Origin of the sequence: Polystyrenella longa (assembly GCF_007750395.1) — a bacterium.
Lineage (GTDB): Bacteria > Planctomycetota > Planctomycetia > Planctomycetales > Planctomycetaceae > Polystyrenella > Polystyrenella longa.
The window spans coordinates 4195026-4212286 of record NZ_CP036281.1 but is presented as its reverse complement, the minus strand read 5'-3'; the positions used below and the strand labels follow the sequence as shown (position 1 = coordinate 4212286).

The 17261-nt window shown below is 51.9% G+C and carries 10 protein-coding genes and 1 tRNA gene; 5 read left to right on the top strand and 6 right to left on the bottom strand.

Annotated elements, in window-relative coordinates:
• Positions 1–187: 187 nt before the first annotated feature.
• Positions 188–2149 carry a DUF1598 domain-containing protein gene (locus Pla110_RS15505; protein ID WP_144996835.1) on the bottom strand — a complete coding sequence of 654 codons (1962 nt, stop codon included), beginning with the start codon at positions 2147–2149 and terminating at the stop codon, positions 188–190.
• Between the two features lie 637 nt (positions 2150–2786).
• Between Pla110_RS15505 and mutM the strand changes: the two genes are divergently transcribed.
• Positions 2787–3653, top strand: coding sequence for a bifunctional DNA-formamidopyrimidine glycosylase/DNA-(apurinic or apyrimidinic site) lyase (gene mutM / locus Pla110_RS15500; protein ID WP_144996833.1), 867 nt, complete (start codon positions 2787–2789; stop codon positions 3651–3653).
• Positions 3654–3879: 226 nt separating this feature from the next.
• Positions 3880–7311 (top strand): alkaline phosphatase family protein, encoded by a 3432-nt coding sequence (locus tag Pla110_RS15495; RefSeq protein WP_144996831.1) that lies wholly within the window; start codon positions 3880–3882, stop codon positions 7309–7311.
• Between the two features lie 12 nt (positions 7312–7323).
• Here Pla110_RS15495 and rsmB read toward each other — a convergent pair whose 3' ends face one another.
• Both rsmB and aroA read right to left on the bottom strand, forming a co-directional pair.
• Complete coding sequence (gene rsmB, locus Pla110_RS15490) at positions 7324–8829, bottom strand: 16S rRNA (cytosine(967)-C(5))-methyltransferase RsmB (protein WP_144996829.1); 1506 nt, start codon at positions 8827–8829, stop codon at positions 7324–7326.
• Between the two features lie 83 nt (positions 8830–8912).
• Positions 8913–10223 (bottom strand): 3-phosphoshikimate 1-carboxyvinyltransferase, encoded by a 1311-nt coding sequence (gene aroA, locus Pla110_RS15485; RefSeq protein WP_144996827.1) that lies wholly within the window; start codon positions 10221–10223, stop codon positions 8913–8915.
• A 479-nt stretch (positions 10224–10702) separates the two neighbouring features.
• Here aroA and Pla110_RS15480 point away from each other — a divergent pair, with 479 nt between their 5' ends.
• Positions 10703–11665: a hypothetical protein gene (locus Pla110_RS15480; RefSeq protein WP_144996825.1), complete on the top strand. Its 963-nt coding sequence runs from the start codon at positions 10703–10705 to the stop codon at positions 11663–11665.
• A 56-nt stretch (positions 11666–11721) separates the two neighbouring features.
• Here Pla110_RS15480 and Pla110_RS15475 read toward each other — a convergent pair whose 3' ends face one another.
• The 3 genes from Pla110_RS15475 to Pla110_RS15465 form a co-directional block, all read right to left on the bottom strand.
• Entirely contained in the window at positions 11722–12504 is a 783-nt protein-coding gene (locus Pla110_RS15475) for an ABC transporter ATP-binding protein (RefSeq protein WP_197440236.1), read from the bottom strand.
• A 4-nt stretch (positions 12505–12508) separates the two neighbouring features.
• Complete coding sequence (locus Pla110_RS15470) at positions 12509–13546, bottom strand: FecCD family ABC transporter permease (RefSeq protein ID WP_144996821.1); 1038 nt, start codon at positions 13544–13546, stop codon at positions 12509–12511.
• 68 nt (positions 13547–13614) lie between these two features.
• Positions 13615–14604, bottom strand: coding sequence for an ABC transporter substrate-binding protein (locus Pla110_RS15465; RefSeq protein WP_144996819.1), 990 nt, complete (start codon positions 14602–14604; stop codon positions 13615–13617).
• 295 nt (positions 14605–14899) lie between these two features.
• Here Pla110_RS15465 and Pla110_RS15460 point away from each other — a divergent pair.
• Both Pla110_RS15460 and Pla110_RS15455 read left to right on the top strand, forming a co-directional pair.
• Positions 14900–14973 (top strand) — tRNA-Ile (locus Pla110_RS15460).
• Between the two features lie 389 nt (positions 14974–15362).
• Positions 15363–16556, top strand: a complete 1194-nt coding sequence (locus tag Pla110_RS15455; protein ID WP_144996817.1) for a phosphoglycerate kinase — start codon at positions 15363–15365, stop codon at positions 16554–16556.
• Positions 16557–17261: the final 705 nt, after the last annotated feature.

Here is a 17261-nt window from a genome sequence, read left to right as displayed (position 1 = left end):
ACGCCTGCTTGGACTGCCTTCACCCTGACAGAGAGGCTGCAATCCTGTCTGGTTCAGGGAGATATATCTGCCAGCGAAAACTGACAGAGTCTATCCCGCTGTGCATCTTTCACAGTAGCTCGAAAACAAAAAGACGAGGCAAGAATTTTCCCACCTCGTCTTCTTCTGTATCCGTTGTCACTTTGCCCTACTTCGCGGCGGCGTCCCACCACCAGCGATTCTCGGGAAGAGCAGATCGATGTGCATCCGCGACATTTTTCATCTGCGGAGCTTCTTTCGTGATCTCCCGGTTGAGGACCAGTTCGCTCGCATCGACAGTCACACCACCAGCGACCTGAACAGCAATTTCGCGGTTTTTGAAGACGCGATGGTCGCCAACAGAATCGATTTCACGCGGCACATTATATATGGCCGGTTCGTAAGAGCCATTGGCGGCAAAGACTCCGTAGTCCCAACCGGCGATGTCATCCAACTTTTTCTGATTGAGAATACTGGCAACCAGAGAGAGGTCGAAGATGTTCTGCAGGTCAGCGAAGACGAGTTGCTGATCAGCCAGTTGCTCATAGTTTTCAGTAAAGCGTCGGGCGAATTCCTCGTTGGAGGCAGAAGACTTCCAAGTGTGAACCCGTTCGCCATTCTGATTCACGAGTTCGTTCTCAGACAGACATTGGACTGAGGAACCAACCAGTTCGTGAACAGCATGATCGTCTGAATGCCGGATCGCATCGCATTTGAGGGTCAGCCACCAACGTAAAGCAGTCAGGCTGGAAGCGTCGCGGGCATCTTTATCGGACATCAGGTCGAAGTAGCTCGCCATGCCGGGGGCACCTTTCAGCTTACCAACACCGATCATTTTCAGGCGGTAGTCTGCTTCAATAATGACGCGGGCGACACGGGAGTCAGCCGGAATTCCTTCGAAGACAGTGTCCTGGCGTCCCAGCTCGTGCTCCAGGTTTTTGACCCAGCGGCCAACAGTCCCCGGTTTCAGTGGAGCACCAGAGGTGGAATCGACATAAGCTTTGAGTTGTTTCAGTCCTTCCTGACGAGGGGCAATGAGACAGCGGAACTTTTGAAGACCATCATCGGAAAACGTTCGCAAGACAGTGACGAGGTCATCCAGATGCAGGGTTGGCTCTCCGGTGGAGGAACCGACAGCTTGATTCTGTGAATTGTATTCCCAGCCTTCAGCCGGACCAGCAAGGATGACTTCCCCGTCTGCGGGATAGACAAACAAGTATTGAATGGAGTGCAGTCCCGCAAGTCGTTTCATGGATTCGGGAATGGCTTCGCCAGCCGCCATACGGTTGGCGACTTCGCGTTCGAGACGAGTCAGAGAGACCAGACGAAGTTGGCTGATCTCGGCCATGTCTTCGTTGAGGTCCGCTTTACGGGCTTGGAAACCAAGTGCTTTCAAACGGCCTTCTTTTTCCTCAACAGTCAGGTGGGCCAGCAATCCATTGGGATCAACAGAGATACCACCTGCCTGGGAGTCGAACGGCTGAATCGTTCCACTACCTTCGCCGGTCTCTTCCCATTCACCGACGGATGTTTGGATCAGATTGATCAAGCTACTAAAGTCGGCTTGGGCTCCCCCGGCGGCTTGATTCTGAGTGCGGGTTTCCCGAACGACGGACTCGGTGATTTTCTCGCGAATTTCAGGAACAGGAATTCGGCTAACTGAATTCAACGCGGCTTTGGTATCGCCTGTTTTAATTTGAGCCATCGCGACTTGTGACACCATTTTCGTTTTGGCGACAGGCGTCTCGGCTTTGTCCGCCAGCTCCAGTGCCGGAGCGAATTCGCCGACGGCCAGGTGTGCGTCAATTTGACTCTGCAGCGACTTGGTAGGAGCAGCGGGTTCAGAAGAAATGAACGGTTCACTACCCGGTTCCGTAACAAGAGTCGTCACAGGAGCGGTGAAGTTGGGAGCGGAGTTCGCCGGCTCGTTCACTGCTGGTTGAGGGGTGACGATCTCCGCCGAATTCGTGGTGATTTCAGTCGGTCCCGATTCTGCCGCAGAGGGAAGAAGCAGGGTCACTGCAATCATCAGGGTGGCAAAAAAGGCGAATCCCATGATCCAGATTCCCGCAGCTTGACCGCGGCGTGAGGTGGAATTCTGGTTAATTCGATGTTTTGAATTTACCAGCATAATTAGGTCCTTTGGATTTCGAGGTGATTCCAGAACCAGCAGCCTGAGTATTAGAGCAGACGCAGGAGCGGGTCAGTTCAGCTTATCGGTGGTCACACAGGCCAGACATTTCATTGCCCAACCTGTCATGTGAAGTGTGCTTTTATTCTCCCTCTGGACCGGAACGATTTTCCCTCTAAAATAAGAGCGAACCCCAAGTTCCAATAGTCGCAGAGAGGCGTGTTGCGTGACTCCGTTCGCAGCAGCCGAAGACGCCAATAACGCTCCGGATAAATCCCGTCGACGGGCCTGAACTGCTCTCAATTAGCGAATTCGCCTTGAGCGCTACAGACCGCTTCCTTCCGATACTAGCATCACCCCCACGAACGCCTGCGTCAAGCAGTTTTCCAGTTTTCTCATTCTCTTCAAATTGACGTCCAAGGCTCAAGCCAGAGAATGCATAAAAGCGCTGAAAATTCCCGATCCTTCCTTCGAGAAGCTGGGGGAAGTATGCTGGTTCAAGGGGCGTTTTTCGCGCCGCCTGAGCCGATTAGGCGGAGCAGCGAGGAATACACCAGATTGCCGTTTGTGCGGGGCGGAATTGACCTTCATTCAGTACCTGCCAGTTGAACGACCAGCCAATAGAAAGATTTGTCCCTTGCCGGAACTGCCTGAGGTCGAAACGATGGTTCGCGGCGCCCGTCCCTTCATGGAGGGTCGGATGCTCGCCCAATTACGTCGATATCCCTGTGTCCGGAAGCCTCTCTCTTTCAAACCTGGATTTCCTGCTCTGGCTCGTCGACTGAAAGGAAGTGTCGTTGCGGAGGTCTTTCGCATTGCCAAACGGATCGTTGTTCGGCTTCAAAAGAACGATTCAAATGATCACTTCCTGGTCATTGAACCCCGCATGACGGGCCTGTTGCTGGTTGACGACCCTCCCTCCCGCGAACATTTGCGGTTTGAGTTTGTTTTCGAATCGGAGTCGAAGGGAGCCCCGCAACCGAACGTCTCCTTCTGGGATCGCCGCGGGCTGGGTACAGTCACGCTGTATTCGCAGAGAGAATTCGATGCGTTCTTGACTTCGGGCAAATTAGGTCCGGACGCGTTGGTCATTTCCCCTGATGATCTGCACAAACGTCTCCAGCGGACGGCGAGGCCCATCAAAGTTGCTCTTCTGGACCAAAAGCTGGTAGCCGGAATTGGGAATCTGTATGCAAGTGAGATTCTGCATCTCTGCCGAATTCATCCGGAGACTGAGGCAAACCGAGTTCCCCTTCGCTTGATAAAACCATTGGTACGATCGATTCGCGAAGTCCTGGAAACGGCCATTCGATACGAAGGTTCAACATTAAGCGATGGTACGTACCGGAATGTTCTCAATCAGGATGGCGGTTACCAGAATGAGCATCGCGTGTATCAGAAAGGGGGCGAGTTCTGTGCCCGCTGTCGACGGACCAGGATAGAACGAATCGTGCAGGCGCAACGTTCAACCTTCTTTTGCTCCCAGTGTCAGAAAATGTTCTAAGTCAGAAGAAGTTCTAACGAGGCTTCTCAACGCAGGGAGGACCGAGAACCCCTGTAATCGTTAAAGTTTAACTAACCGGTACATAAGGTACATCCGGTAGAACACTCACAGGTCAATCGTTCCTCGTCCGCATCGGTTGGATTGATTCAGGCGATCGAACCAAAAGTGACGATTCTGTCAGCTATACGCACTGTAATCATTCCTCTGGTGAACGTGTTGCGCTGACATGAACCTGAATTCTCGATCTACATCTGATAAGAGCTATCGCCGTTTAACTCGATTGAAAACGACGATCAAAATGCTCTTGATCAGCTCGACTTCGTTTTTGTTTCTGGGGTCTCTCCTTCAGGCACAAACTCAGTCACTCAGTGCGCCCGGTATTTATCTGCAACCGGTGCCCAGCCAATCGCTCGTGGTTTCTCCACAACAGAAACAAATCGCTTCCGAACCGATCGGCTTAAGAGTTCCTGCGACGGCCACTTGGAGCGACACCCGCATTCACGTGCAGCAGGGAGAAGTTGTTACGCTCAAGGCACAGGGTAAAATCGAATTCTATGAGCGAAAATACTTTGATAAAAACATCCCCACGGAATGCGGCCCCACGGGTACATACCATTATTCCGAGAAGGTGGTCGACGAGTTCTTTCCCATCCCCTCAGCCACCCGTGGACCTGCTCCCCCTTATGCGTTAATCGGCCGTATTGGCAACGGTGCCCCTTTTTATGTCGGTTCGCAAAAATCATTCTACGCACCTGCGTCCGGACCGTTGTTTCTGGGAATCAACGATTATGACTGCAGCGACAACAAAGGTTTCTTTTCCGTCACCATCACACGTGGAGGATATCTGGAACCTTTCAAACAGGAAGAAGTCGTTACCGCCGCAGCCGTGCCGGGACGACCTGTTCCAAATTCGCAGGTTATGGTCTTCTACATCGATGGTTTGCGCCCGGATGTTGTTCGGGAAATGGTCGCCATGGGGCATCTGCCGAATATCAATCGGTTGTTTGTCTCGGGTGGTACCTGGATGAGTCGTAATTGCACTGCTTTTCCCTCAGACACAATTACTTCGAACGGTACCATGTGGACAGGCTGTTTCTCAGACCGTCACGGACTAAAGGGACAAGTTCGCTTCAGTCGTCTCAAATTGGTTTCTGAATCCTACCTGGAACCTCTGGGGCCGAGTCGATCCGCTCGATTACTTAAACCACAAGGACTGGATGGGGCGATTCATAAAGCTCAATCCGCTTCCGTTGGGAAGTTGAAAGGGGATGCGGCAGCAGAAAGTTTTGAAGGAAGCACTACATCCGGAGTTCAGCCTCTCTTTGGTCACTTGCGTTCACAAGGATCGGACTGGGCGACTGGTATCTTACCGATGATGACCGAAGTCCCTCCCCTGCTCTGGACACGCAGCATCGTGCGGGAAATGCCGATGTTAAGTGCCCATGAAAGTTACAAATACGTTGACGACGCCAATACGCATTATACCCTTCGCAACCTGATGCATCGGGATCGACCGGTGACTGTCGTCTGGTTGCCCGAGACCGATTCCATTTCACATAAGAGTTCGCGTGGTCAGTTTGGAATCACCCGTCGCACCATTGCCGAAGCAGACGTGCATATCGGTCACATCGTGAACGAGCTCGAAAAGCAGGGCAAAATCAACTCGACCTACTTCATACTGGTCAGCGATCATGGTCATCATGGTGGCCAGGAGACTCACCTCAAACACTTTGATATCGCGAATGAATTGTTCCACCAGCCACGTCAGTTATCGAACAATGGTGGCTGGGTTGGGGGCGGTATGGGCATGTCGGTTCGTCAACATCGATTCTGGAATCGTCACCCGGAAGATGGAACCCAGGATTTCGTTTTTATTGATGGTGATTCAGACGGAGCCGCACGTATCTACCTTCCCCGCGATCACTTCCACAGCGGTAAATGGGTGGGAGAGTTTAAACCGTCGTCGATGCTCGCCTATCCGATCAAACAGGGACAGCAGCCTGTTAACCTGATCAACGCGATTCTTTCTTCGCGAACGACAGACGAGCAGGGACGACAGGTGCATCCGATTGACTTGGTGATGATGAGATTGGATGAAAGCTCGATTCTCATCAGCACTGTTGATCGTGGGCAGGCGGTCATTCATCGAAAACGCCTGGAGAATCAAAAGTGGGCCTATCGTTATCAGGTGGTGACTGACGTCCAACCGACCAGCGAAGGTTTTGTGAAATTCCGTCAGGTGTCGGCTCCGATTACCGACCCGCTGGGATTATCCCAGACGATTACGCCACAAGATTTAAATCGTTACCAAACAGAACGAGACTGGCTCAGACTAACTGCGGACACAACGTATCCCGATGCGGTCGTCACATTGACCCGACATATGCTCTGGCAGAAAAACCTGGAATACCGGGAACCTGAGTATGCACCGGACTTGGTCGTGACAGCACGCCGCGGATGGTACTTTGGACAGCAGGGGTCGACGGGAACGATGCATGGTTATCCCTTTGCGGACGCAACCCGCGCTTCGTTTTTCGTCTCGGGCCCGAATGTCCGGCGGGGGGCTCGTATTGAAGAGCCGAGCCGGTTAACCGACTTGACTCCGACTATCCTCGATATGATCGGAATGGAAACGGACCCTCACGATTTTGATGGGATTCCGTTGCGACAGATTTATGAATCTGGTTCCAGCCAATCCTCGATAATGCAGCCAGTGGCCCATACAGGGCAATTCGTACCAGCGGTGCGAAAGGAGCCTTTGTACTGGGAACAGCTCAACCTTAATGCGTGGAACGGATTGAACTACGTTGAGAAAAAACCGTATCCCTATCTGCCCGTCTCGATCAACCGACCTTCCAGTCGCCTCGACCTGAATAACATCGCTTATAATATGATCGCCGTTTCCGATTGGAACGTGATCAAGTTATTCGATGACATCATCGCACCGTTATCGAGCCAGAAGGTTCAGGTTTTGAATTCGGTTGAGCGTTTCGATCAAAATGTGCGTAGCAACAGTAGTGGCTGGATCTCCGAAGGGGTTCATGCCGTTGACTTGCCGATGACGTCGATTGGTGACTACAGCGTGACCTCACTCGGAAACATGCAGCGAATCAACCGTACTGTCGATTGGGTTCAGCATCGCGGTCTCGATCTCGATCACCTACTTGCGTCGTCAATGGGCCGGAACCAGTTGCCGGGAACTCATTTACTGCATAGCGGAATTGATGGTACTCAGTATGGTGTCTGGGAAGTCTACCGGTTCGGCCAGAGAATCGTCGTGCAGGTTCTGGACGAGAACCTGTTGAACGGTGTGGAGAACGGTACCGATCGAATGGTGAATTCGTTCCGCAAAATCCCGTCCGAAGTTGTTCTTTCGCCCCAACAGTCGTCAGGCTTGCAGATGGTAAGTCACACCATCCAGGATCCGAATTACCGACCCACAATGCAGGCGTTCCAGCAACAGGAACAAATGCGATTACGGTATCGCCATCAACAGCAATTGCGCGTGCCACCTTCTTCGGGACCAGTGCGATCCGCGCAGCCATATGCCGCACCTCCGCAAGAGTCCAGCCCCAACGGATCAAAGAGCCCGGGGCCACAAAGCCCTGATTGGCAATCGCGGATCACCTTGGACAAGGCCCAACAGCAACGACAGTAGACGGAACGCTTCTCAGCGAACGAGTAACGCGAAATATCCACCGTCAGCAGGTTGGCCCGGGATGAATCGTTTTTCCTGCTTCAATTCAAACTCGCGATGCCCCTGCAGGAAGCTTTTGATTCGCTCTTCATTCTCTTCCGGTTCAATACTGCAAGTCGAATAAACGATTCTTCCGTTTGGCTTCAGGAAAGAAAGTGCAGACTCCAGCAAGTGTCGCTGTAAGTGCGCCAACTCGGTGATGTCCTCTTTTCTCAATCGCCAGCGTGCTTCCGACCGTTTACCCAACACACCAGTATTGGAACAGGGAGCATCGATCAGGATCGCGTCGAACGTTCCCTTAATCGTGTAAGGGGGACGTTCACGGAGAATCTCTGTTTTTATGATGTCCAGATTCAATCGGTCCGCATTTTCACGGATACGTTTGATACGTGTCGGGTTGATATCGGTCGCCAGCAGCAGACCTTTGTTTTGCATCATTTCCGCCAAACAGGTCGATTTGGTGCCCGGTGCGGCACACATATCCCAGACTTCTTCCTCAGGTTGAGGAGCGAGTGCTGAGCAGACCTGTTGGGGGGTGTCGTCCTGAACTGTAAAGAGACCTTCTTCAAAACCAGGCAGGTTTTTCACGGGATAAGATTTATCCAACCGAATACTGAATGGGGCCTCACCCGCACTCGCTTCTACGGATTCTTTAGCAAACAGGTCGAGCAGTTCCTCACGACTTGTCTTCAATGAGTTTGTCCGCAGGTAAAGAGCTGCCGGTTCATTGAACCACTGACAAAGACGTCTCAGTTCGTCGATGTCGTTATGCTGTTTCCATCGTTTGAGTAGCCAGAGAGGAAAACTACAGGTTTCCGACAGATGCCGATACGGATCGACATCCGGATCCGTGAATATCGGTTTTCCCAGATTTCGGACCTGATTGTTCCGAGTGGGGAGCAAATGGGTTACCAGCTTCTCGTCCCCCGCTTCTTCCAAGAGACGACTGACGGAGCGAAGGTTGGCATTTAAGAAATTGCACCAACGCGGTTTTCCAAACCAACGCGCAACGTCGACTGTTTCGTTCACGGCGGCGTGGTCTGGGATCGAATCGAGAAAGACCATCTGGTAAGCGCCTATTCGCATCAGCCAGACCAGTTCCAGTTCGATTTCGCTCAATGGGCGTTCGCAACAGGCGGAAAGGATCATATCGAGCGTCCCTTTACGCCTTAATGTCCCGTTGAGTAACTCCTGCGACAGACGCCGCTCTTCTGGTGAAAGCGAGTACTCTGTAAAAGCGGATTCAAGACGTTCTGTGGCGAATTGTTTCGGCTGTGCTGTCCGTTTTCGCTCACAGAGCAAGTCGCCATCCTGTAACAGAAAGAAGGCGAGTTGACGCGATGACTTTGGTGTCGGAACATATTCCTCTGGTGGACGAGATCGAAACTCTGACTTTTGAGGAGGTCGTTGCTCCGGACGTTGTTTGAAAGGACGTCGACGATTTTCGCGAGGTTCGAATGATTCGGGGCGTGGCTTCATAGGAAAAGAGTGCTATTCGATGAATTAAGGTGCTACGGGAAAAGTAAAGAGTTTTCAACTAGTCATTGTGACTGGGGCAATCATTACAACTGAGATTGATTACATAATTTTTCGAGGTCTGTAAAGAAGTGGGGATACGTTTTAGAAGTGCAGCCCGGATCGGAGATTTGAATTCCTTCGTGTAGTAACCCAACCAGAGCAAAGCTCATCGCCATGCGATGGTCGTCGTAGGTTTCAATCACGGCCGGTTGAACTGGGCCGGGATAGATGGTCAGCCCATCGGGATACACCTCGACTTTGATACCCATCCGCTGCATTTCAACGGCAATCGCTTCAACGCGGTCTGTTTCTTTGTGCCGCATATGTTCGACATTGCGGATACTCGTGGGGCCTTCCGCAAACAGGGCAACTACAGCAAGCGTCTGTGCTGTATCGCTGATATCATTCATGTCGATATCAATTCCCTGCAGCGGTTTTCCTACTACAGTAATACTGTTCGGGAGCCATGTCACCAGGCAACCCATTTCTTCGAGCACTTCCGCAAAGCGGACATCGCCCTGCAATGAATTTCGATGAAGCCCGTGGATTGTTACGCGCCCACCCGTGATGGCTGCTGCCGCGAAGAAATAGCTGGCAGCGGAGGCATCGGGTTCGATGTGGTAGTTCTGTCCGATGTATTTCTGTGGCGAAACAACGTACTTCTTTGTTTCCGTTGTTTTACAATCAACACCGAAGGCCTTCATGACTTTTAATGTCATGTCGACGTAAGGAACAGAGACCAGATCGCCCTGGATAGAAATCTCAACTTTCTCTTTCGCTGCTGGAGCCGCCATCAACAGGCCGCTCAGGTATTGGCTGGAAAGATTCCCGGCAATTTCAACCTGGCCACCCTGAATCCCATCGGCCTTGACGAGGACGGGGGGGCAGCCTGTTTCGAGTTCGCTCTGGCAATCGACTCCCAGTTGCCGCAAGGCTTCGAGAAGATGTTCGATCGGTCTTTCCCGCATGCGCTCGATGCCATCCAGTCGGCATGTCCCTTTAGCCAGGGCGACCAGCGCAGTCAGAAACCGAATGCTGGTTCCACTGTTTTCGAGGAACAGCTCAACTTGGTCCGCACCATTTTCGGGTTTCAGTTGAGGGCGGCCGCCACAGCCCGTGATGGTGGCAGTGCAGGCGTATAAATCCTGCTCTACCTGCACACCCAGTTTTCGCAGGCTTTCGACCATGACTTCGGTGTCACGAGAATGCAGGACACCGGTCAAGTGAGTTTTCCCTCTGGCCAGCGCTGCGGTGATAAAGGCCCGGTTCGTGATACTTTTAGAGCCAGGGGGCTGAACTTCCCCGCGCAAGGAGACATTAACAGGTTGAACTTTATAGGTATCGGCAGTCGTCATATTGGATCAAACAAGGGGGGAGAGAGCGGAACTGTGTTCAGCCAGTCGATGGAAATTTGCGAGCCTGAGGGGGGGATTTTCGCCCAGTGTACCGCAAACCGGAAGAGGGCAGAACGGGTTGAGGCTTAACAAATCAGTGAATTTAGCAAACTGGAACGGGTGAACATCGCTTAAGCGGATTTATGGCATTAAAGGCGGTACGGATTTGACGCTTTGCCATCTGGGGACCATTTGAGGCTAAACCCTTGTGAAAGCGGCCTGTTATAACCGGACTAATTAAAAAAACCTCTGCATTTTACGTCAAAGTGTGTCGCTTCTCAGAAATCACCTATCTCACCTGAACCAGCTGATCCGCAGAGTCCGACAAGAGAAAGGAACCCAACCGGGATCTTCACCCGGAGATAGAATATTCTGCGCCCGTCTGACTGCCAGACGGAACACCCCCCACTTAATTGTCCGATGACGGAGTTTTGGTCGTCATGATTCTTCGCAATGCAATTTTCATTCTCATCGCCGCGACCCCCCTGTTCTGTCTCCAGTTCGCGGGCACGATCCACCATTACACCTCAAATGGGGGAGCGTACGATTTCTTCACTTATCTGGAGGAGTACGGGAATCCTAACCAGGGTAAGCAGAATGAGTTCTCTACAGAATTGCTGGCCAGCCGGTCAGTCGAGGGGGCCTCTGTTGCTGAGCCAGTCATGAATATCGGCGTCGATGAAGAGTTCTTCAAGGGATGGCTGGAAGAAGTCAACAAGCCGGAACCGACCTTGCGTGAAACCTATCTCGCCTGGCAGGAAGTCTCTGATGTTGATCTTATCCAGATTTGGCAGAAGCGAGTTGCCGGTGTCGATGGTTGGCAGTTCCTGCGTGTTGTCGCGGGAATTCCACAGCGAGCTCCTGCAGTGGCAGAACGACCTGTTCACAGCCCGTTCATCTTCTCTTCTCACCAGACGTCGTTACGTACGCTGAATCGTGAGCGAAGCATTGAAGAGAATGCCGAGAACCAAGCGAAGAAAGCATTCCCGAAAGACATAACTCCCGGACATTATCGAGTTGTTGATAATTTGGGCCTCGTGACTGAAGTGGTGATTACCGACACTGAAATCGATCTGTTCACCAATAAAGACCATGAATCGAACGATCATTACGTCCTGCGGCAGGGAGAGCGAGTCATTTACTTCATCCGCCTGAAATCGCCCGTAACAGCTCGGCAGAATCAGGTCATTCAAAGGCACGACCATTGGATTTCCCGTATGAATCGGGAACATGTGGGACCTACCATCCAGATGATGCTGGAGTACGCAATGCCCGTAGATCAGGCCACAGCAGCAATGCGATCCACTGCAAGTCAGGCGCTGGAAGCTTACCAGCAAATGGGAGAAACGCTCGAGCAACCTACGCGACTTTCCAACGGTTTGGAAGACGAGCAGCTTCGCTAATCGAATCGGAGAAGACTGAAGTCCGAAGGCGTCGGCATGGTTCAGCGCGAGCGTGTTCAGCGGGAACGCGTTCCCAGGGGAACGACCAGAGGCGTCTGGTGTTCCGGATGCCGCAATACCTGGACTTCGACTTCATAGGCCTGCTCGATGATGGCCGGTGTGAGGACTTCGTCTGGTTTACCAATGGCGACGATATTCCGTTTGGAAATCAAGGCGATCCGGTCGGCATAGAGCGCCGCTTGGTTTAAGTCGTGGAGCGTCAGAGCAATCGTCAGTTGTTTCTCATGCGCCAACTGTCGGACGAGGGTCAGGATTTCATACTGATACTTCAAATCCAAACCGGAGGTCGGTTCATCCAGCAGAAGGATTTCGGGTTGTTGAGTCAGCACCCGTGCCAGAATCATCCGGCGCCACTCTCCACCAGACAAAGACGTGATCTCGCGGTCGCGCAGCTCCTGCACCCCCATCTGAGCCATCGCCTCTTCGACGATATTCTGGTCGGTGGCATCCATCCGCCCCGTCCACCCTTTATAGGGAGACCGTCCCAAACTGACCGCTTCTTCCAGCGTCAATGCCCAGTCGCGTTGTTCCTGTTGTACGGCGAGGGCGAGTCGCTGGGCAACGTCTCTTGGTTTCTGCTTCCAGATATCTTCGTCTGCCAATAGGACTTGTCCCGCCGTCGGTTTTAACAGACGAGAGAGCGCGCGCATTAAAGTCGTTTTACCGGCACCATTGGGACCGATCAGAACCAGAACTTCTCCCGGAATTAACTCAACCGAGATTTGGTCCAAAATTGGATTATTTCCATAGGCACATGTAAGGAGATCTGCCTTTAACATGGGTTTAACCTCCCGCTTCTGCATCAATAGAGTACTGTCGAGTCTTAAGTAGATACAGAAAAAATGGGCTTCCCAATAAAGCGCAGATTACACCGACCGGTAGTTCGCGACTATCCATGGCGGAGCGGGAAACATCATCTGCCAGCAGTAACAACGCTCCGCCGATCAGGGCACTGGCGGGAATGACCCTCGCGTGCCGGGCACCGAATAACATTCGAGCGCCGTGGGGAGCGAGTAACCCGATGAACCCGATGATGCCCCCTGCCGCTACTGCTGTGGCCGTAGCGAGCGTTGCCAACAGAATAACGATGAACTTGATTTGACTCATTTGAAAACCAAGTGATGCGGCACTCTCTTCTCCGAAGGTCAACACATCAAGTCCTCGCGAGAAAAACCAGAGCAATGAGGCACAACAGGTAATGACCGCAGCGGTGGGCCAGAGGATGTCCCAGTTAGCTCCGGCGAAACTTCCCATGAGCCAACCTGTAATGCGAGCCAGTTTTTCTTCATTCATAAACATGATTAACGCGACCATCGAACTAAAAATACTGCTGACGGCGATTCCGGCCAGTAAGAGTGAGACGGTCGGGATTTTTCCTCCCGCAGAAGCGATTCCGTAAACGATACCGACGGCCAGCATTGCCCCTGCCATGGCGGACACGGGAACGGCCCCCCATCCAAATGGAGTGTCACCCCACTGCATCATGATGGCGACCGCTGCACCAAAGGCGGCACCGCTGGAAGCGCCGATCACGAACGGATCGGCGAGAGGATTACGAAACATACCCTGATAGCCAGCCCCCGCTGTTCCCAGCCCCGCACCCACGATCACTGATAGCAAAATGCGGGGTAACCGCAGTTCTGTGACAATGTTTCGTGTTGTGATGTCAATATTGCCGCCACCAAACAGAGCGGACAGCACATCGCCCGGTGAGACATAGACATCGCCCACCCCCAGGCTGATGATCATCAACAGACCAACACCACCGCCCAATATTAAAAATCGACTCCAGCGGGAAGAGGAGGGTTGGCCAGTCGGCATCAGCGTTAATCCAGAGTTTGTAAATAGTGTCTAAGGAGCAGGTAAGAATGAAGTGAATAACCGGACGGTTAATCCAATGTTGCTTCAGGATAGCAGGCGTGGAAGATCGCTTCGAGCCCCTCAACGAAACGGGGCCCATGTCGGGAGACTTCATCGTCAGGCAGAAAAGCAATTCGTTTGTTTTTAATTGCATCGATGCCCTGCCAGGCGGGACGGGACAGGATTTGTTCTACGTCTTCCTCTCCTCCATGGTACATCGGAATCAGGAACAGTTCGGGATTTTTGACTAACAGGGCTTCTTCGGTGATGGGGGCGTAGCCTGTGTTCAAGTCGGAGAAGACGTTATTGACTTGCACTGTCTGAAGCATTTCACCAATGAACGAGACATTCCCTGTCGTGGAAATAGGATCATTCCAGATTTGGTAAAAGACTTTAATAGGTGGATCAGGCTTTATTTCGATAGACCTTTTTCGGACCACTGCGACTCGCTTCTTCAGGCTCTCCACCAGTTCCGTCGCTTTCGGTTCGACATCACAAACCTTTCCCAGCAATTCAATTCGAGCATAGATCTGATCGAACTGCTTCGGTTCCACTGCTAAGACGGTGACATTCAATCTGGTCAGATTACTGATCACGTCCTGATGAAATCCCCCCCCCGAAATGACGAGGTCTGGTTTCATCGAGATAATCCGCTCCATACTGATGCTGTTCGCGTTGAAGTCGCCTACCTTTTCTTTCTCGAGTGCGGCAGGTGGATAGTCACAAAGGTGAGTGACCCCTACGATTCGATCTTCTAAACCGAGTACGAATAGAGTTTCTGTATTCGAAGGCGAGAGTGAAACGATCCTCTGTGGAGGAGTGACAATCTTCACTTCTCGCTGCAACTCGTCCGTGACGGTCAGGGGATAATTCGCAGGGATCTCGATTTCGTTGATTTGAACCGAGTTGTCACTTGTCGAACTATTAGTCGCCGATTTATCGCAACCGATCAAAAGCAGGCAGATCAGGGGGAGGGCGAGCGAGAACATCGCAATAGAAAATGAAGTAACCAGGCGCATCAACGTGTTCAATTCGGTTCAAAGTAGAACGGGAGTAGACTACGCGTCACTTTAACGATTAGCGAAAACAGGTGTAACTGTACCCGCTTCCAATTATCGGTTTCAGCCCTGCCTGTCCTCAGAGAAGGACTCTTTATCTATCCCGTTGTCACGACCCACTATCCGCTTGAAGTGATGCCTGTCTGGCGATATAGTGATGCTGCGAACCGACCGGGCCGGTTGAGTGTCATTCTGCTGACCTGCGAAGTGTTCGTACTGGTTGGAAATTTCTTCCGACAAGATCTCTTCCCCACAAAGGGCCGTAGCTCAATCGGTTAGAGCAGCAAACTCATAATTTGTTGGTTCAGGGTTCGAGTCCCTGCGGCCCTATTTTCTACTTTTTATTGCCAAACGGCTTAGTTTAGTGGGTTTTGCCCCTTTTGGGGGCCGTGCTGTGGTCCCATGTTGCTTATTTCTTCCCCCCCTCTTCGATGTTGAGTCCCTAGTCGGCGGCGGATGTGTCTCGCGTTTCTGGCGGGATCTAACCTCTTTTTCAAGCACTCTTTGCTTTCGAATGCCCCCACAATTCTCCAGGACAAAATCTGGGCGGGAAGATTTTGCCCGGATGCTTTCCCCTAGAGGGACGAATTCGGTAGGATACCGAAAACCGAAGGGCCTGTCGGCTGGGCTCCTTTCTCTACTGGTTTTCGCTCCCGGAATGTCAATTCCTGTTGAGCACTCGAAACTTTTTACTCTTCTACAGGAATCAGATTGTCGAGATGGCTAAAAATACGATCACTGATGTTGATGTCGCTGGTAAGACTGTATTAATGCGTGTCGATTTTAATGTTCCTTTGAACGATCAACTCCAGATCACGGACGACCGTCGAATCCAGATGGCGTTGCCTTCGATTAAATCAGTCCTCGACCGAGGCGGCAAAGTCATTCTGATGAGCCATTTAGGGCGACCCAAAGGGGACGGAACAGCTGATGATGCCAAATACAGCCTGAAACCTGCGGCGGACCGACTCGGTGTGGTCATCGATCAGAAGGTGATCTTCGCGACTGATACTGTCGGTTCCGATGCCAAAGCGAAAGCGGCTGCCCTCAAACCAAGTGAAGTGCTCGTCCTCGAAAACCTGCGATTCAATGCGGGCGAGAAAAAAGGGGATGCAACCTTCGCCAGCGATTTGGCGGCTATGGCCGATATCTACTGTAACGATGCATTCGGCACCTGCCATCGGACCGATGCTTCCATGGTTGCTGTACCCGAAGCAATGGCTGGGAAACCTCGAGTGGTCGGTTTTCTGGTCAGCAAAGAAATTCAATACTTGACGGATGTTATTTCGAGTCCTGATCGTCCATTTGTCGCGATTCTGGGAGGGGCGAAAGTCTCTGACAAAATCAAAGTGATCGACAACCTGCTCGGCATTTGTGACAAAATTCTGATCGGTGGAGCGATGGCCTATACCTTCGCCCTCGCACAGGGTGGCAAGATCGGAAAGAGCCTCGTAGAGCCAGACAAAGTCGGTCTGGCAAAAGAACTGCTCGATAAAGGGGGAGACAAACTCGTCCTGCCTGTTGACACTCATTGTGGCGATGGCTTCAGCTCAGACTGCAATAAAGAGTACGTCCGTGCCGGTGAAATCAAAGATGATTTTGAAGGTTTTGATATCGGACCCGAAACAGCAAAAATCTACGCCGAGATCGTCAAAAACGCTAAAACCGTCGTTTGGAATGGGCCGATGGGCGTGTTTGAAATGTCTCCCTTCGACGAAGGAACTCGTGCCGTCGCCGAAGCGATCGCTGCTTCTGACGCCGTGAGCATTATTGGAGGGGGCGATTCCGCCGCCGCTGTTCAGCAGCTCGGATTTGCTGACCAGGTTTCTCATGTGAGCACCGGTGGAGGTGCCAGTCTGGCCATGCTGGAAGGCCAAAAATTCGCCGCCGTGGAACTGCTCGACGACAAATAATGAGCTCCAACGCAGAGGCCTGCACTGTGACTAACGCTGTGACCAACGCTGTAATCCGCAAGATGACTCTCACAGCGCGGTAATTATAATGCGGTAAGAGGTAAGAAGATAAATAATCAAACCCTGTCTGGCGTTCGTGCCGGACAGGGTTTTTCTTTTGGGATAGTGCCCTAGTGTTCAGGATCCGGGGTCTCGTGACTGGGTTTAACGTTGGGTCGAGATAAAATTCAGAAAAACCGACTGTCCAAGCGAGTCGCACCTCACAATCAGTTGCCTGTTATCGTATACAGGGTACTCGGACTCGCAGAAGCTTCGGGGCGAGTGTCATCCTTTCTCGCCAGATTTTGTTCTGGTCAATTGCCTTTCCACAACATCTTCCAATCTCTGTTTTCCTGTCATCTCACATGAGGATCGTCCGATTCGAGCGGGTATCGTGGAAATGAACTTCTGAGGACTTCCTTCAGGTTGGTTTCCCGGATATTCTCGGCATTCTCCTCAAACATCGTCTAAATATTCTTAATTCCATATCAGCCGGTCCGTCCTGCTTCCTCCCATAGCAAATGGAGGAAGGTTCTGAAGAGTTCAGGAACCCGATCAAAGAGTGTGTTTTAGAGAATTGTCTTCGACTCCTCCAGTACGATTGTCTCCCTTAGTGATTGTCTTACCGTGAAGTTCTGTTCCCGTCTGCTGCGATCTGGTTTCACT